The following is a 16,971-nucleotide window of genomic DNA, read 5'->3' as shown; positions in this document are numbered from 1 at the left end:
CCGATCACCCCGGCGGCGCGCCGCCGCCAAAAGCCCGCCGCCGCGGCGATCGGCCGCGGCGGCGAGGGTCCGGGAGGACGGGAGGGGCGCCGGGCGGTCGCCGCGGCCTTCGGTGGCCTACGCCCAGAGCTGGCCCTGCAGGGTGGCGATGGCCGCCTCCGTCGACTCGGCGGTGTACACGCCGGTGGAGAGGTACTTCCAGCCGCCGTCGGCGACGATGAAGACGATGTCGGCGCTCTGGCCCGCCCTGACCGCCTTCCTGCCGACGCCGATCGCGGCGTGCAGCGCCGCGCCGGTGGAGATGCCCGCGAAGACGCCTTCCTCGGCGAGGAGTTCGCGGGTACGGCGGACCGCGTCCTCGGAGCCGACCGAGAAGCGGGTGGTGAGCACGGACTCGTCGTAGAGCTCGGGAATGAAGCCCTCGTCGAGGTTGCGCAGGCCGTAGACGACGTCGTCGTAGCGCGGCTCGGCGGCGACGATCTGCACGCCGGGCACCTGCTCGCGCAGATAGCGGCCGACGCCCATCAGGGTGCCGGTGGTGCCCAGTCCCGCGACGAAGTGGGTGATCGAGGGGAGGTCGGCGAGGATCTCGGGGCCGGTGGTGGCGTAGTGCGCACCGGCGTTGTCGGGGTTGCCGTACTGGTAGAGCATCACCCAGTCGGGGTGCTCGGCGGCGAGTTCCTTGGCCACCCGGACGGCGGTGTTGGAGCCGCCGGCGGCGGGCGAGGAGATGATCTCGGCGCCCCACATGGCGAGCAGCTCGCGCCGCTCGGAAGAGGTGTTCTCCGGCATGACGCACACCATGCGGTAGCCCTTGAGCTTGGCCGCCATGGCCAGCGAGATGCCGGTGTTGCCGGAGGTCGGCTCCAGGATGGTGCAGCCGGGGGTCAACCGGCCGTCCTTCTCGGCCTGCTCGACCATGTGCAGGGCCGGGCGGTCCTTGACCGAGCCCGTGGGGTTGCGGTCCTCCAGCTTCGCCCAGATGCGGACGTCCTCGGAGGGCGAGAGGCGCGGGAGGCGGACGAGAGGGGTGTTCCCGACCGCCGCCAGCGGGGAGTCGTACCGCACGTCAGACCATTCCGCCGGCCACGGCCGGAAGGATCGTGACGCTGTCGCCGTCGGCCAGCTTGGTGGAGATGCCTTCCAGGAAGCGGACGTCCTCGTCGTTGAGGTAGACGTTCACGAAGCGGCGCAGCTGCTCACCGTCGACGAGGCGCTCACGGATGCCGGCGTGCCGGCTCTCCAGGTCGGTGAAGAGGTCGGCGAGGGTGTCTCCGCTGCCCTCGACGGCCTTCTGGCCGTCGGTGTAGGTGCGCAGGATGGTCGGGATTCGGACCTCGATGGCCATGGTGAGTGCTCCTGTGGGAGTGGGTGCAGTGGCGGGTGCTGTACGTCCCGTCGCACGGCGGCGGGCGTGCCGGGTGGCGGGGAGGGTGCTTCGGTGCCGGTGCCGGTGCCGGTGCCGGTGGCGCGCGCCGCGCGCCTGGTGCGGGCCGGGTCAGACGGCGGCGCAGCGCGGACACATGGCGCTGGACAGGCGGCACAGATCGACGTGCAGCCGTGCGGCTCCGCAGCCGAACGCGCCCAGCAGGGCGGATGCGGAGCGACGCGTGGCGAGCGGAGCGTGCAGCAGCATGCTCGTCCTCTTCTCGCTCACGTCGTGGTCAACCATGCGGTCATCGTATCGATTCCCGGTCCGGGTATTGGAACCTCGTCCCATGATGCGGACGTTCGGTGTACACCAGTTGGGACGCGATCTTGGATGCGGCCCGGGGCGCCGCCGCGGGGCGCGCCCGGAGCACGTCGGGAGCGCACCCGGAGTACGCCCGCCGGCACGCCCGGGGCGCGTCAGGAGTACTCCGCCACGACCTCGACATCCTCCTCGGCGACCTCGCCGTCGACGATCCGGAAGGAGCGGAACTGGAAGGGCCCGGCGTCGTCGGTGTCGGCGGTGGAGACCAGTACGTAGTGGGCGCCGGGCTCGTTGGCGTAGGAGATGTCGGTGCGCGAGGGGTATGCCTCGGTGGCGGTGTGCGAGTGGTAGATGATCACCGGCTCCTCGTCCCGGTCGTCCATCTCGCGGTAGAGCTTGAGCAGGTCCGCGGAGTCGAACTCGTAGAACGTGGGCGAGCGGGCGGCGTTCAGCATCGGGACGAACCGCTCGGGGCGGCCGGAGCCGGCCGGGCCCGCGACCACGCCGCAGGCCTCGTCGGGGTGGTCCTGGCGGGCGTGCTCGACGATCTGGTCGTAGAGGGCCTTGGTGAGGGTCAGCATGGCGCCAAGAATAGACAGCGGGCCCGTGCGTACCGAAGGGTGGTACGCACGGGCCCGCATGCTGGACAGTCGGGGGATTCACCCCGTTCGTCCGGGATGGTGCCTCAGTTCTTGGAGTCCTGCCCGGCCGGTGTGGCCTCCGGCTCGCCGCCGGCTTCCCGCCGCTTGATGGCCAGGTAGCCGACGCCCAGGATGACCGCCCACACGGGGGCCGCGTAGAGCGAGATCCGGGCGTCCTTGTCGACGCCCATCATCACGATCACCATGCCGATGAAGGCCAGCGCGAAGATCGAGGTGTACGGGGCGCCGGGGGCCTTGAAGTCGGACTGCGGCAGCTCGCCGCGGTTCGCCTTGGCGCGGTAGCGCAGCTGCGAGGCCAGGATGACGATCCAGGCCCACATACCGGAGATCGTGGCGAAGGAGACGACGTAGTTGAACGCCTCGCCCGGCCACTGGTAGTTGATCCACACGCCGAAGAGCATCATGCCGACCGAGACGCCGGTGCCCCAGGTGGGCAGCCCGTTCTTGCTCAGCCTGGTGAAGATCTTCGGGCCCTGGCCGTTGAGCGCGAGGTCGCGCAGCATCCGGCCGGTGGAGTACATGCCGGAGTTGGCCGAGGAGAGCGCGGCGGTCAGCACGACGAAGTTGACGATGCCGGCGCCGGCAGGCAGGCCGATCTCCTGGAAGGCCCGGACGAACGGGCTGACACCCGGCTCGAAGACCGTCCAGCTGACGACGGACAGGATGATGATCAGCGCACCGATGTAGAAGAGGCCGATCCGCCACGGCACGGTGTTGATGGCCTGGGGCAGGACCTTCTTCGGGTTGCTCGCCTCGCCCGCGGTGACGCCGACGAGCTCGACGGCGAGGAAGGCGAACATCACGATCTGCAGCGTCATCAGCGTGCCGCCGATGCCCTTGGGGAAGAACCCGCCGTCGGACCAGAGGTTGGTGAAGGAGGCGGTGTCACCGGCGTTGGAGAAACCGAGCAGGATCACGCCGAGCCCGATCAGGATCATGCCGATGATCGCGGTGACCTTGACCATCGAGAACCAGAATTCCAGTTCACCGAAGATCTTCACGGAGATCAGGTTGATACCGAAGAGCGCGCAGGTGAAGACGAGCGCCGAGACCCATTGCGGTATGCCGTCGTTCCAGTACTGCACATACGTGGCGGCCGCGGTCACTTCCGTGATGCCGGTGACCACCCAGAACAGCCAGTACGTCCATCCGGTCACAAAGCCGATGAACGGGCCGAGGAATTCCCGGCCGTACTCCGAGAAAGATCCGGAGACGGGCCGGTACATGAGCAGTTCGCCCAGGGCCCGCATGATGAAGAAGATGACCAGACCCACGATGGCGTAGGCGAGGATGATGCTCGGCCCGGCCTTCGAGATCGCCTTTCCGGCGCCCAGAAAGAGGCCGGTGCCAATGGCGCCGCCAATGGCGATCATCTGGATCTGACGGTTTCCCAGCCCCCGCTGATAGCCCTCTTCAGGGGCGTTCCCAGCTGCCTCGTTGCCGTCGTGCTGCTTGTCGACCTGCACAGAGGTCATGAATGGTGTGCCTTTCTCCATACCGACCCGGTCTGTCCGGATCGGGTCCCGATCCCCCCGGATGGAGTTCCTGCACGCCGACGGTCGGCCGGCTCAGCACTCCCGCAGCGACAGGGGTGGTGTCACTTGCGGCAGGTCGTGAACATTTATCACGCAACTTCGTTGATCGCCTAGGGATACCACGGCCCCAAGGCCAACACAGTGGGGCAAAAGCCGCAGAAACCTACAGGATGTCCGGGTTGGCGTAACGCGATCGTTATCCGGATTTGAGCATCCGCTGAGCGAACACCACACGAACACCCCGCGTCGGCTTCCAGACGGTACGTCCCGGTGTGCGGGAATCCGATCCACCGCTTCGCCCGGAGCACCGGATCGCCCAGATCACCGGATCGCCCGGATCACCGCTTCGCCCGGCCCGCCGCATCACCGCCGACTCGGCCGCCGAGCGCCGCTCCGTGCCCGCCCCCGCCCCCGTCGCCATCGGCTCGGCCCGGCCCGGCCCGGCCGCTGAGCGTCGCGCCGTCCCTCGTCCCCCGCCCCCCGTCGCCCCGGCCGCTCACCGTCGACCCGTCCCCCGTCGACGCAGCCGCCGACCGGCTCGACCGGCTCGGCTCAACCCATCAGCGACTCGACGAGGGTCTCCTGGAGACCGCCGAGCCAGAGGTACGCCATCACCATCGGCTTGCGCGGATCGCTGTCCGGCAGGCGCAGCAGTTCGCCGCCGTCGTCCTCGTCGGTGACCTCCAGGCGGGTGCCGATGGCCAGCCTGAGGTCGTTGAGGGCGCCCAGCCACTGCCGGCACTCGTCGGGCTTCAGCCGCAGCACGGCCTCTCCCCCGGCGGGCGCGAGCGTGTCCAGCCCGCGGATCAGCGCGAGGGCGTCCTCCCGCTTGCGCGAGCGCAGGTCGTTCTCGGTGTAGCGGCGGAACTCGGCGGCGGCGGCACGCACGTCGTCATCGGGGACGAGGTCGGGACCGCCGTAGGCGTCGGGGAAGAGCCGGGCCAGGACCGGGTCGGCGGGCGGCTCGCTGGGGCCGTCGTTGAAGATCGACGCCAGCAGGTCCTCGCCCTCGCCGTCGGCGGGCTGCTCGCCCGGCCCGATCAGCTCCATCAGCTGGACGGCCAGGCTGCGCAGGATGGAGATCTCGACCTCGTCGAGCGGGACGGCGGCGCCGCCGTCGGGCAGCGGCTCGAAGTGCCCGGTCATCGGCGGTCCTGCTGAAGGGTCGCCCACAGGCCGTAGCCGTGCATGGCCTGCACATCCCGTTCCATTTCCTCACGGCTGCCGCTGGAGACCACCGCGCGGCCCTTGTGGTGGACGTCGAGCATCAGTTGGTGCGCCTTGTCCTTCGAGTAGCCGAAGTACGTCTGGAAGACATAGGAGACGTAGCTCATGAGGTTGACGGGGTCGTTGTGGACGATCGTGACCCACGGGACGTCGGGTTCGGTGACCTCGAAGGGAGCCTCGCTCGACTCGGGACGCTCGATCTCGACCGGGACGCTGAGCGTGCAGCGGTGCGGTCGGAGCGTGATCGTGGGGGACGGGTGGGCGCTCACAGGCCCCATGCTGCCACCCGGGGGCGGGCGGTGCACAAACGCCTCTCGCGCGCGCCGCGTCGGCGCGTTGCGCACACCTGCCCCAGGGAGTACGGCGCCTCCGCTCCGGAGCGGTGATGCACGCCCACCCCAGGGGGTGACGCAGGCCCACGCCAGGGGGTGACGCACCCGACGCCGGGGCATGAGGCACGCCCGCTCCAGGGGGTGGCGCACGCCCGCTCCAGGGGATAAGCGGAGGCCCTCATCTCACTATCGTCAAAGTGACGAGTAATGGGGGTAGCATCTTCTGCATGAACACAGCAGACCTGGGGCTGCCGGTGGCCGTGCCGTCGACTGCGCTCTTCACCGACCAGTACGAACTCACCATGCTGCAGGCCGCGTTGCGGTCCGGCACCGCGGACCGCCGATCGGTCTTCGAGGTCTTCACCCGCCGACTGCCCGAGGGGCGCCGCTACGGCGTGGTGGCCGGCACCGGCCGGGTGCTGGACGCGGTGGAGAACTTCCGCTTCGACGAGACGATCCTCGGCTTCCTGCGCGAGCGCGGCATCCTCGACGAGCCGACCCTCCAGTGGTTGGCCGACTTCCGCTTCCGCGGCGACATCTGGGGCTACCCGGAGGGCGAGGTCTACTTCCCCGGCTCCCCGATCATGCGGGTCGAGGGCACCTTCGCCGAGGCGGTCCTCCTGGAGACGGTGATCCTCTCGATCCTCAACCACGACTCCGCGGTGGCCGCGGCCGCCTCCCGGATGGCGGTGGCGGCCGGGGAGCGCCCGCTGATGGAGATGGGCGCCCGCCGCACCCACGAACTCGCGGCGGTGGCCGCGTCCCGCGCCGCCTACGTCGGCGGCTTCCACGCCACCTCCGACCTGGCGGCCGGCTTCCGCTACAACATCCCCACCGTCGGCACCAGCGCTCACGCCTTCACCCTGCTGCACGACACCGAGCGGGATGCCTTCACCGCCCAGGTCGACACCCTCGGCAGCGGCACGACCCTGCTCGTGGACACCTTCGACGTCACCGAGGCGGTGCGCGCCGCCGTGGAGGTGGCCGGCCCCGGCCTCGGCGCCGTACGGATCGACTCCGGCGATCTGCTGCTGATCGCCCACCGGGTGCGCCAGCAGCTGGACGAGCTGGGCGCCGAGAAGACCAGGATCGTGGTGACCAGCGACCTGGACGAGTACGCCATCGCGTCGCTGGCCGCCGCCCCGGTGGACGCGTACGGCGTCGGCACCCAGCTGGTGACCGGCAGCGGGCACCCGACCTGCTCGATGGTCTACAAGCTGGTCGCCCGCGCCGACAGCAATGAGCCGGGCGCCCCGCTGCGGTCGGTCGCGAAGAAGTCGATGGGCGCCAAGACCTCGACGGGCGGCCGCAAGTGGGCTGCCCGCCGGCTCGACGAGGACGGCGTCGCGGCCGCCGAGGTCGTCGGCACCGGGCCGGTCCCGGCGGAGCTGGAGGACCAGCAGTTGCAGATCCCGCTGGTGAGCAGCGGGATGGTGGTGGCCCGCGAGCCGCTGGACGCCGCCCGCGACCGGCACATCGCCGCCCGCGCCGGGCTGCCGCTGTCGGCGACCCAGTTGTCTCGGGGGGAAGCGGTCATTCCCACCGAGCATGTGTAGGACGACGACCAGATGCGGCCCGAGTGCGTGCCCCGAGTACGTGCCCCGATGTACGTGCGGGCCAGTACGTACGGGGCCAGTACGGCGGGGCCGATACGTGCAGCCCCAGTACGTGCGGCCCCAGCGTGCGGGGCCGGCGGGTGCGGCCCGTGTCTGTGCACCGCGGCAGGCGGGCGGCCCCGCAGCCCGGCACGCGTGAGGGACGAGCGGCCCGCACGGGTGGCGTTCGAGCAGTCCCGCACGAGTGAGGTACGAGCGGGCCGCACGGGTGACGTACGAGCGGTCCCGCGCGAGGGGGTACGGGGTGCGCCTGGGGCGACTTCGCCTTGACGCCGCCGCGCTCCTTGATTCGGCAACGATTACAGAGAGTGACTAGTTCCCTTGAATTTATCACATGATGTAACGCGAAGGGAGGGGGCGGAGAGAGGGGCGAGTTCGGTCATCCACTCCCGCAATCACCCTCAAGTGGCTACCCTCGGTCACACCATCACTTCGCGCCCCTCCCCCCAACTCCCAGCCGGAAGGCACGCACCATGCATCGGGCACTGATCGTCGTTGACGTGCAGAACGACTTCTGCGAGGGCGGCAGCCTCGCGGTGGCGGGAGGCGCGGAAGTCGCGGCAGCCATCACCGACCTGATCGGCCAGGCGGCAGGCGGCGGCTACCGCCATGTCGTCGCCACTCGGGACCACCACATAGACCCGGGCGATCACTTCTCCGATCACCCCGACTTCGAGCACTCCTGGCCGCCGCACTGCGTCGCCGGCACGGAGGGCAGCAGCTTCCACCCGAATTTCGCCCCGGCCCTCGCTTCCGGCGCGATCGACGCGGTCTTCGACAAGGGCGCCTACGAGGCCGCGTACAGCGGCTTCGAGGGGACGGACGAGGACGGCACCCCGCTCGCCGACTGGCTGCGCGCGCGGGACGTCACCGAGGTCGACGTGGTCGGTATCGCCACCGACCACTGCGTACGGGCCACCACGCTCGACGCACTCCAGGCCGGGCTGCGCACCCATGTCCTGCTGGATCTGACGGCCGGCGTCCTCGCGCACACCACCGAGCGGGCCGTCGAGGAGATGCGGGCCGCGGGCGCCGAGCTGACCGGCAAGCCGGTGCTCGCCAACCAGTAGGCGGCAGGCGGTCACCAGTGAGCCCGTGAGCCGCGGGCCGGGGGCGCGCCCCCGGCCCGCGGCTCACCGCATGTGGCCGGCCCCGCAGCGGCCGGTCTACGCCGCCTGTCCGCTGCCCGCCGGCCCCGTGGCCGAGGTGCGCGGCGCCGGGGCGGACCGGGGGCGCCACAGGGCGCGTATGGGGTGCCAGGACTCCGTGTCGTCGCCCGGGGTCTCGCGCCAGACCAGGCCGTCGGGGTGGTGCAGGACGGCGGTGACCTCGTCCGGGGTGGGCGGCTCGGTGTTGCCGCGGAGGTAGACGGCGCGCAGACCGAGGTTGCGCAGCCTGGTCAGGGCGCGCTGGCGGTTCACGGCGTGGACCAGGACCCGGACCCGGCAGCCGCAGTCGTACGGGCCGGACCGCGCCCCGTGGGGTGGTCTGGGCAGCGAGAGGGCGACCACCACGCTTCCTCCAGGAAGCCTGATGAAGCCGCCACCGGACATGGACATATCTCCCCCGTGAGACTCGGCGTCAACAAGGAACTGCAGGATGCATCTAAACGCGAATCGGCCGCCGCCCGCTAGGGGGCAACGGCCGATTCGGCTCTGACCTGCGATTTTTATCTTTTACTTACCTGCAGGGCTCACCTTGATCGTCACCGTGGAGCCATCACTGGCCTCCTTGGTGATCTTGATCCGGGTGTTGGTGTCAGGAACGATCACACCGCCCGTCGGGTTCGCCTTGTCGTAGTAGACGCCGTGCCGGTCGTCGAAGAGCGTCACACCGCGCTTGGACTTGATCGTGACCGGCGTGCCGTCGTTGTGGAGCGTGAGGGCGTCGGTCCGGTAGCGGGTGAAGGTCGAGTCGTAGGACTGGAAGCGGTTGCGCATCAGCTTGCCGTCCGCCCAGCGCTCGGCCCCCGGGTGCGCGTCGACCGGGAGGATCTGCCCGTAGCCCGGGTGCTGGCCCACGTTGTTGTCGGGCTGCGAGGTGTCCCACAGCCAGATCAGCACGCCGTTCTGGTAGGGGAAGTGCTCCACCCAGGTCGGCTTGTCCTTGCGCCAACCGAAGTTGTACGGGCCGACCTTGAGGGTCTTGTCGTACGACACGTACTGGCGGTTCTCGGCGATGTAGTACTGCGGGTAGTCCTTGGTGAAGGACGCGCCGATCCGCGAGAAGCCCTTGCTGGTCCAGCCGTTGTCGTCGCCCTCGGCGTTGTCGCTGAACAGCGGCTTGCCGTCGGCGACGACGCCGATGGTGTCGGCCGCGAAGCCCTTCTGGGCCGCGCCGCCGTCGGTCTGGTAGCGGAAGCGCAGGTCGATCTTCTTGCCCGCGTAGGCGTCGAGCGGGTAGACGAGGTCCTGGTAGGCGTCGACGGTGCCGGTCAGTGCGGGCTTGTCGCTGCCGTCGCGCGGGATGGCCTTGCCGCCCGCGGTGCCGTCCAGGGCCGTCCAGTCGGCGCCGCCGTCGGTGGAGACCTCGGCGTAGAGGTAGTCGTAGTCCTTCTCGATGTCCCACCAGCCCTTGAGCGTCAGCGACGCCTTGGCCTTACCGGTGAGGTCCACCGGGCGGGACAGGGTGTTCTTCAGGTCGTTGCCCATGTCGCTCCACCACTGCTTGGAGCCTTCCGCGGGCGCGACGATGTCGGTCTTGACCGCCTTGGCGGGCAGTTCGACGACCACCGCCTGCTTGTCCTTGGTGTTGTACTCCGCGACGCCCAGCTTGTGGGTGGACTTGGTGGCGGCCTTCGCCTTGCCGTAGTTGAGCCAGCCCAGCTGCAGCTTGTCCCAGGCGCTCATGTCGCCGGGCAGGTCGCCGATGGAGTCCTTGCCGGTGCCGAGCCAGGAGCCGGACGACATCAGCGACCAGAAGTCCACCGAGGACTCACCGGTGCTGGTGGTGTCGTACTCGTCCGGCAGGCCCAGGTCGTGGCCGTACTCGTGGGCGAAGACGCCGAGTCCGCCGTTCTCCGGCTGCATGGTGTAGTCGCCGACCCAGATGCCGGTGTCGCCGATCTGGGTGCCGCCGGCCTTGTTGCCCTCGGGACCGGTCTTGCCGGCGTCGGTGCCGTACGCGTACCAGCGGTGCGCCCAGATGGCGTTGGTCTTCTGGACGCCGCCGCCCGCGGACTCGTCCTCGCCGGCGTGCACGATCTGGAAGTGGTCGAGGTAGCCGTCGGGCTCGTTGAAGTTGCCGTCGCCGTCGTGGTCGTAGCGGTCCCACTGGTCGTACTTGGCGAGGTCGGTCTTGATCTGGGCGTCGGTGCGGCCGGCCGCCTTCTGGTTCTTGGCCCACTGGTTGACGCCGTCGCGGATCAGGTCCCAGGCGTTGGCGCAGTTGGTCTGGCCGCAGTAGTTGGAGCCGTAGCGGGCCTCGTTCCAGTCGACCTTGACCCAGTCGGAGACCTCGCCGTCGACGGAGTAGCGGCCCGAGGACTGCTTCTCGTAGTACTTGGCGAGCGACTGCTTCTTCTTGTCGTGCGAGAAGTACAGGTCCTGGAAGTGCTGCTGGTTGTAGTCCTTCTGCCAGGCCGTGCTGTTGTCCTTGGCACGGTCCGGCTCGGCTATCCGGTTGTGCGCGGGGCCCACGTCGCCGCCGTACTTCTTCACCGGGGGCTTGGGGCCGTCGCCGTCCGGGTCGAACATCGTGGTGTCGTCGACCTTGTCGCCGAAGTCCACGAGGACGGTGAAGATCTTGTCGGTCTTCTCCCGGGCCAGCTCGACGTACTTGCTCCGGCCGAGCTTGACGACCTGGGAGCCGTCGCGCTCGGTGGCCTTGGCGTCGCCGGAGATGACCTGCTGCAGTGCTTCCTTGCGCGCGGCCTCCTGCTTGTCGCTGAAGGGCCCCTTGAGGTCGTGGTCCACGGTCCGCTCGGGCGCCGGGTCATGGCGCTCGGCGACGGACGACGGACCCTGGGGGTCGGCGGTGGCCACCCCCGACGACAAAGCGGCCGCCCCGATCACGGCGATCGCCGTGGCCAGAGCGGCCGGTCTGAACACCTTTCTGTGGTCTCTCACTTGGCGCTGTCCTCCCCTAGACGCGGTCGTTGTTTGGAGGGCATTCGACCGGAAGTACGGGGGAAAAGACAGGTCTTGACTTGGTCACGTCAGGCCAGTACGTTAACCGGTTCGCACGTGACGGCTATCGGACACCGGTCCGATGACGACATTCGGGCGGGCAGGGGCCGGGCGTATATGCCCACCGGGCATGCGCCCCCGCCCCGAACAGCCGTGACACGCCCAGATGTTCGAGCGTGCGGCGCTCCGTGCGCCCCCCATGCCTCCGCCCGTGGGTTAGGTCACGCTTACTTGGCGTTCCGCCCGGGCAGTAAGGACCGTAGGCTCGTGTGATGGCGCGCCCTTGACCGACACCCCCTGCCGACCCTCCGAGGACGGATTCCGCCATGCCTCGTCCGACCGCCACCCAGCTCGTCTACGGTTCGGCCACCGTCTTTCTCTCCACCCTCGCGATGCTGCTGCTCTCCCAGACGGAGACCGGGGTCGGGGTCGCGGTCATCGCCATCGCCGGGCTCGGGCTCGGTCTGCTCGTCGCCATGACGGCACCGATTCCGGGGGTGTCGCGGGTGGTCCGGCGGCATGTCGTACGGGCCAAGTCCCCCGCCGCGCCCGGGGAGTCGGCGTCCCTGCCGACGCAGACGCAGACGCCGGCCGCAGCGCCGTACGGCCGGATGGCGCGGGCCCGGGTCGCCTCGGCGGCCGGTGCCGCGGAGGCCGGCAAGCACGCGCACTGAAGCAGGCGGCCGTACCGAGGAGCTGGGCCCGCCGTCGCGCCGCTAGGGCGTTTCCGCCTCCGTGGACACCACGACGGTCTTCGCCGCCTTGTCGTGCAGGCACTGCTGATAGGGCTTGTCCCAGGTGCACCACAGGACGTTGACCAGCCAGAAGATGAAGCCGATGCACTGCACGATCAACGGCAGTGAATAGACCACGGCACGGATCCAGGCCGCCTGGCTGGTCGGGATCACGCCGTTCGACAGCATCGCCACGCGGATCTTCATCGCCATCTTGCCGAGGGTCTGCCCCTTGTGGGCCACCATCAGCGCTTCGTAGACGATGTAGGCCAGCATCGTGACGCCCACCACCGTGTACCACCAGGTGGCGGCCACCGCATCGCTGATGCTGAGGTGGTCCGCCAAGTTGACGGCCGCGATCACCCACATGATCACCCACACCGGCAGCACGACCACGAGCCAGTCGATGATGCGCGCCACGAGCCGCCGCCCCAGGTTGGCCAGCGGCGGCATCCCGGCCAGCGGATCGGCCGCCCCGTACTGCCCGCCGTAGGGATCGCCGGCGTACGGGCCCGCGCCGTACGGCGTTCCTCCGGGCGGCGTGCCTCCGGCGGAGGGCCCCCGTGGCGGACCCTCCGGAGGTGGAGGAGGCGGGGGCGGAGGAGGCGGAGGAGGCGGAGGAGGCGTGCCTCCCGGCGGCGTACCCCCTGGCGGCGGCTGGCCCCCCGGGGGCGGCGGGCCTCCCGGCGGCGGGGCGCCTTCGCCGCCGCCCGTGCCGCCGCCCTGCGGAGAGCTGTTGCCGGGGGAGCCGTTGCCGGGCTGCTCGGTACTCATGGCCCGAGTCGACCCCTTGTCGGGGCGGCCCGCATCCGGCGCGGTCCGTTCGGGCTATCGGGCCGGTCGGTCGGACGCGACGAAGGTGCGCGCCACCTTGTCGTGCCAGCACTGCCGCCACGGCTGGTCGAAGACGCACCACAGCACATTCACCACGCCGACGGCCAGCACGCCGAGCACGCTGTAGACGAACCAGCGCTTGAGGGCGGCGCCCAGCGTCGGGGTGTCGTGGCTCTCGATGTCGATGACCCGGACGCCGCACAGCTTCTTGCCCAGGGTGCGGCCCCACTTGAGGGTCGGCAGCGCCTCGTAGAGCGCACCGCCGATCAGCAGGACGGCCAGGATCGTGGCGAAGACCGGGGCGGTGGTGCCGTCGACCAGATAGACCGTCACCTGGCGGCCGGACTGCTTGGCCGCCTCGACCTTGGCGTCGATGTGGTCGGTGACGGTGCTCCACATGGGGACGGCCACCGCGGCGGTGAGCGCGCCCAGCACGAGTGTGTCGATCAGGCGGGCCGCCAGCCGGCGGCCGAGCCCGGCCGGGTGGCCCTGTGCGGCCTGCGCGGCGGCGAAGAAGGGGTCGGAGTCGGTGGGCGGCTTCCAGGGGATGACGCCGTCGGCGCCGCCGCCCTGGGCGGGGAGGCCGGCCGAGGGCGCGGGCACCTGCTGGCCGGGGTGCTGCTGTGCCGGATGCTGCGGGGCGGGGTTCTGCGGAGCCGGGGCCTGCTGGGCCGGGGCCTGCTGCGGGGCCGTACCGCCCTGCTGGCGGCCGCCGACGGACGGCAGCGACTGCGGGGCGCCGCCACCGGGTGCGGCGGACTGCGGCCGCCCGGCGCCCGCGACGCGGATCGCCATGGTCTCGTTGGCCTTGGCCGGCTGGGCGGACTGGGCGGGCTGTCCGGCGTGGGGCCGTACCGCGCGGATCGCCGTGGTGCCCTGGTCGCCGGAGGCCGGGCCGCGGCGGGCCGAGGGGTCGACGGCGCGGATGGTGACCGTCCCGTCGGCCGGGGCCTCGGGCGGGCGCGACGCGGGAGCGGCGGACGAGGGCGCGCCGGGCGCCTCGCCGGCGGCGGCCCCGTCGCCGTGCTCGTCGCGCTGCGGCGGCACCGTGCCCCAGGCGGCGGCGCCCGAGGGGCTGCCCGCGGGTGCCTGGTCCGGCGAGCCCCAGGAGACCCGGCGGTCGGCCTCGCCGCCGAAGCCGCTCTGCCGGGAGGCGTCGGCCTGCCAGGCGGAGGCCGGTTCGGGGCTGGTGCCGTGCAGCCGGGCCGGGTCGTCCCAGCTCGCGGCCGCGGCCTCGCCGCCGCGCACCGCGGGGACCTGGGCGTCGCCGGCCGCCTCCTCGTCGAGGAAGACGGGCCCGGTCTCCTCGACGGTGGCGGGGGCCGGCGGCGGGGCCGCGCCGGGCGGCGGTGCGGGCATCGCCTCGCCCTCGGCGGGGGCGGGCCGGCTGGTGCCCGGCACCCATGCGGCACCGTTCCAGTACCGGATGTAGCCGGGGATGGACGGGTCCGGGTAGAAGCCTGGCGTGGGGCTGCCGCCGGCGGATCCTGAGGTAGGGGCGCTCATGTCCGAAGTCCCGTATCTGTACTCGGCCTGGTGGGTGTGGGCAGCAGTCTGCCGCAACGCGGCGTCCACATCTATCAGACCCCGGGTCACATCGGTGCCCCTGCCCGCTACGACCACCTGGAAGAGGTTTCGGAAAAAAGTTGTACGAAGTCGTGTAAGGGTCCGGCGTGAGGCGGCTCTCTCCTGGTGTGCGGGCCCGTCCCAGGCCCGCGGAGAAGCGAGACGAGAGGCGGACCTGATGATGCACACCGTGGTGGAACGAGAGCTGGAACTGGGTCTGGTGCTGTCGCCGGAGCGCAGCATTCCGGTGCCGGCCCGGCTGGCATACCGGACGGACGACCCCTATGCCGTCCATGTCACCTTCCACGTGGGTTCGGACTCGCCCGTCACCTGGACGTTCGCCCGTGAACTGCTCGTCGAGGGCGTGTTCCGGCCGTGCGGCCAGGGCGATGTGCGGGTGTGGCCCACGAAGGTGGACGGCCGCAGCCTGGTCTGCATGGCGCTGAACTCCCCGGACGGCGAGGCGCTGCTGGAGGCGCCGGCCGCGGCGGTCTCGGCGTGGCTGGAGCGCACTTTGCGGGTGGTCCCGCCGGGGAGCGAGCAGGCGCATCTGGGCCTGGACAAAGGGCTGAGCGAGCTGCTGGCGCTGACGTCGCGGGATGATCAGTGGCCGGGCGGCACCTGGCCTTCGGACGAGTCGCCGGAACCCGGGGCGTAACGGGTGTTCGGGAGGCGCTGCAGAAGCGCGCGATCAGCGCGTGTCCGGTGGGCGGGGGCCGGTGCGGCCCCCGCCCACCGACCAAGGGCCGGATCGTGTGCACGGCGGGGGACGCCATCGGGTCGGCGGGGCCGTGCGGCCGGGGGGTCAGCCGCGGTATGCCTCCAGCAGCCGCAGCCACACCTCGCTGATCGTCGGGTAGGCCGGCACCGCGTGCCACAGCCGTTCGAGGGGGACTTCGCCGGCCACCGCGACCGTCGCGGAGTGCAGCAGCTCGCCGACGCCGGGGCCGACGAAGGTGACGCCGAGCAGCACCTCGCGGTCCAGGTCGACGACCATGCGGGCGCGGCCGCGGTAGCCGTCGGCGTACAGGGAGGCGCCGGCCACCGCCCCCAGGTCCTGGTCGACCACCCGGATGCGGTGCCCGGCCCGCTCCGCCGCGGCGGCGGTCAGGCCCACCGAGGCGGCCTCGGGGTCGCTGAAGACGACCTGCGGGACGGCGAGGGTGTCCGCGGTGGCGGCGTGCGCGCCCCAGGGGTCGGACTCCAGGATCGGGACGCCCCGGGCCCGTGCGGCGATCGCGGCGCCGGCGATCCGGGCCTGGTACTTGCCCTGGTGGGTCAGCAGGGCGCGGTGGTTGACGTCGCCGACGCCGTAGAGCCAGCCGCCGGTCACGCCCGTCACCCGGCAGCTGTCGTCGACCTCCAGCCAGGATCCGGGCGTCAGGCCGACCGTCTCCAGTCCGACGTCCTCGGTGCGCGGGGCACGGCCGGTGGCGATCAGCAGTTCGTCGGCGATGATCTCGTCGCCGGAGTCCAGTACGACGGTCACCGCGCCGCCCGGGGCCTCCCGGCGCACCTCGCGCACTTCGACGCCGGTGCGCAGGAACGCGCCCGCCTCGGCGAGCGATTCGGCGACGAGGTGGCCGGCGAACGGCTCCATGCGGGGCAGCAGTCCGTCGCCGCGTACGAGCAGGGTCACCGAGGCGCCCAGGGCCCGCCAGGCGGTGGCCATCTCGACGCCCACCACGCCGCCGCCGACCACCACCAGCCGGCCCGGTACGGCCTTGGCGCTGGTGGCGTCGCGGCTGGTCCAGGGGCGGGCCGCGGCGAGTCCGGGGATGGGCGGCAGCACCGCGCGGCTGCCGGTGCACACCGCGACCGCGTGCCGGGCGGTGAGCACCCGGCCGCCGTCGACGACGACCCGGCGGGGTCCGGCGAGCCGGCCCTGTCCGCGGACCAGGTCGATGCCGACCGAGTCCAGCCAGCGGACCTGGCCGTCGTCCTTCCAGTAGGAGGTGAAGGCGTCGCGGTGGGCGAGGACGGCGGGGGCGTCCAGGGGGACGTCGGCGGCCTCCTTGAGGCCGGGCACCCGGCGTGCCTCGGAGCGGGCGGTGACCGGGCGCAGCAGGGCCTTGCTGGGCATGCAGGCCCAGTAGGAGCATTCGCCGCCCACCAGCTCGCTCTCCACGATCGCGGCGCTCAGTCCGGCGGCGTGCGCCCGGTCGGCGAGGTTCTCGCCGGTCGGCCCCGCCCCCAGCACGATGACGTCGTACTCCTCATCGGAGGCTCTCCTCGCTTCGGTCGCTGCCATCGGCACTCGCTCCCTGGGGTGGGCAGAGGTGGCCCGGTGGACGGGCTCCGGCGGTCCTTTCGGCCATCCTCTGCCCAGGGGGCCGTCAGCGCATCCGGCGTTCGACCGCTTCCTTGGCCTCGGCGAGCCCGGAGCCGGTCAGCTCGCGGTGGACCTTGATCGCCTGGATCGTCCTGCCCTGGGCCAGCAGGTCGTCGATCTCGGCCATCCGGGGGTCGTCGGGCTGCTCGACGCCGGTGTGGGCCAGCAGCAGGTCGACCTTCTGCTCCAGCCGCTTCAGGCGGCGGTCCAGGGCTTTGGAGCGGCGGTCGGTGGTGGAGGCCACCAGGGCGACGGCGAGGACGAGCAGGGCCAGTCCGGGGAGCAGGGTTTCCATGCGGGGACTCTACGAGGT

17 protein-coding genes are annotated in these 16,971 nt (G+C 71.3%); 4 read left to right on the top strand and 13 right to left on the bottom strand.

Annotation, left to right across the window (positions count from 1 at the left end; all coding sequences use genetic code 11):
• Positions 1–117 precede the first annotated feature (117 nt).
• From ACZ4NB_RS30620 to clpS, 7 genes are all read right to left on the bottom strand, one after another.
• Entirely contained in the window at positions 118–1,068 is a 951-nt protein-coding gene (locus tag ACZ4NB_RS30620) for a PLP-dependent cysteine synthase family protein (RefSeq protein ID WP_467666295.1), read from the bottom strand.
• A gap of 1 nt (position 1,069) precedes the next feature.
• On the bottom strand, positions 1,070–1,348 hold the full coding sequence (locus tag ACZ4NB_RS30615; RefSeq protein ID WP_399146934.1) for a MoaD/ThiS family protein: 279 nt from the start codon (positions 1,346–1,348) through the stop codon (positions 1,070–1,072).
• A 150-nt stretch (positions 1,349–1,498) separates the two neighbouring features.
• Positions 1,499–1,672 carry a putative leader peptide gene (locus tag ACZ4NB_RS30610; protein ID WP_467666294.1) on the bottom strand — a complete coding sequence of 58 codons (174 nt, stop codon included), beginning with the start codon at positions 1,670–1,672 and terminating at the stop codon, positions 1,499–1,501.
• Positions 1,673–1,848: 176 nt separating this feature from the next.
• The gene (locus tag ACZ4NB_RS30605; protein ID WP_467666293.1) at positions 1,849–2,274 is read right to left on the bottom strand and encodes a M67 family metallopeptidase; all 426 of its coding nucleotides are present in this window, start codon (positions 2,272–2,274) and stop codon (positions 1,849–1,851) included.
• Between the two features lie 104 nt (positions 2,275–2,378).
• Positions 2,379–3,830, bottom strand: a complete 1,452-nt coding sequence (locus tag ACZ4NB_RS30600; protein WP_467666292.1) for an amino acid permease — start codon at positions 3,828–3,830, stop codon at positions 2,379–2,381.
• Between the two features lie 612 nt (positions 3,831–4,442).
• Complete coding sequence (locus ACZ4NB_RS30595; RefSeq protein ID WP_467666291.1) at positions 4,443–5,036, bottom strand: DUF2017 domain-containing protein; 594 nt, start codon at positions 5,034–5,036, stop codon at positions 4,443–4,445.
• Positions 5,033–5,386 carry an ATP-dependent Clp protease adapter ClpS gene (gene clpS, locus ACZ4NB_RS30590; protein ID WP_467666290.1) on the bottom strand — a complete coding sequence of 118 codons (354 nt, stop codon included), beginning with the start codon at positions 5,384–5,386 and terminating at the stop codon, positions 5,033–5,035. Before clpS ends, ACZ4NB_RS30595 begins: the two co-directional genes overlap by 4 nt.
• 290 nt (positions 5,387–5,676) lie before the next feature.
• On the opposite strand from clpS, the gene ACZ4NB_RS30585 reads away from it, so the two are divergent.
• On the top strand, positions 5,677–7,005 hold the full coding sequence (locus tag ACZ4NB_RS30585) for a nicotinate phosphoribosyltransferase (protein WP_467666289.1): 1,329 nt from the start codon (positions 5,677–5,679) through the stop codon (positions 7,003–7,005).
• A gap of 533 nt (positions 7,006–7,538) precedes the next feature.
• Complete coding sequence (locus ACZ4NB_RS30580; protein ID WP_467666288.1) at positions 7,539–8,135, top strand: isochorismatase family protein; 597 nt, start codon at positions 7,539–7,541, stop codon at positions 8,133–8,135.
• A 96-nt stretch (positions 8,136–8,231) separates the two neighbouring features.
• On the opposite strand, the gene ACZ4NB_RS30575 is transcribed toward ACZ4NB_RS30580, so the two are convergent.
• Positions 8,232–8,618, bottom strand: a complete 387-nt coding sequence (locus ACZ4NB_RS30575) for a hypothetical protein (protein WP_467666287.1) — start codon at positions 8,616–8,618, stop codon at positions 8,232–8,234.
• A 123-nt stretch (positions 8,619–8,741) separates the two neighbouring features.
• Positions 8,742–11,132, bottom strand: a complete 2,391-nt coding sequence (locus ACZ4NB_RS30570) for an immune inhibitor A domain-containing protein (RefSeq protein ID WP_467666286.1) — start codon at positions 11,130–11,132, stop codon at positions 8,742–8,744.
• A 386-nt stretch (positions 11,133–11,518) separates the two neighbouring features.
• Between ACZ4NB_RS30570 and ACZ4NB_RS30565 the strand changes: the two genes are divergently transcribed.
• The gene (locus ACZ4NB_RS30565) at positions 11,519–11,866 is read left to right on the top strand and encodes a hypothetical protein (RefSeq protein WP_467666285.1); all 348 of its coding nucleotides are present in this window, start codon (positions 11,519–11,521) and stop codon (positions 11,864–11,866) included.
• 42 nt (positions 11,867–11,908) lie between these two features.
• On the opposite strand, the gene ACZ4NB_RS30560 is transcribed toward ACZ4NB_RS30565, so the two are convergent.
• Positions 11,909–12,379 carry an RDD family protein gene (locus ACZ4NB_RS30560; protein ID WP_467666284.1) on the bottom strand — a complete coding sequence of 157 codons (471 nt, stop codon included), beginning with the start codon at positions 12,377–12,379 and terminating at the stop codon, positions 11,909–11,911.
• A 375-nt stretch (positions 12,380–12,754) separates the two neighbouring features.
• The gene (locus ACZ4NB_RS30555) at positions 12,755–14,266 is read right to left on the bottom strand and encodes an RDD family protein (protein ID WP_467666283.1); all 1,512 of its coding nucleotides are present in this window, start codon (positions 14,264–14,266) and stop codon (positions 12,755–12,757) included.
• A 241-nt stretch (positions 14,267–14,507) separates the two neighbouring features.
• On the opposite strand from ACZ4NB_RS30555, the gene ACZ4NB_RS30550 reads away from it, so the two are divergent.
• Complete coding sequence (locus ACZ4NB_RS30550; RefSeq protein WP_467666312.1) at positions 14,508–14,984, top strand: SsgA family sporulation/cell division regulator; 477 nt, start codon at positions 14,508–14,510, stop codon at positions 14,982–14,984.
• A 147-nt stretch (positions 14,985–15,131) separates the two neighbouring features.
• On the opposite strand, the gene ACZ4NB_RS30545 is transcribed toward ACZ4NB_RS30550, so the two are convergent.
• Positions 15,132–16,577 (bottom strand): dihydrolipoyl dehydrogenase family protein, encoded by a 1,446-nt coding sequence (locus ACZ4NB_RS30545; RefSeq protein WP_467666282.1) that lies wholly within the window; start codon positions 16,575–16,577, stop codon positions 15,132–15,134.
• Positions 16,578–16,662: 85 nt separating this feature from the next.
• Complete coding sequence (locus tag ACZ4NB_RS30540) at positions 16,663–16,953, bottom strand: hypothetical protein (RefSeq protein WP_467666281.1); 291 nt, start codon at positions 16,951–16,953, stop codon at positions 16,663–16,665.
• Positions 16,954–16,971 lie beyond the last annotated feature (18 nt).

The organism is Streptomyces sp. NPDC026575, assembly GCF_055567415.1.
This window is presented reverse-complemented; position numbering and strand designations above follow the sequence as displayed.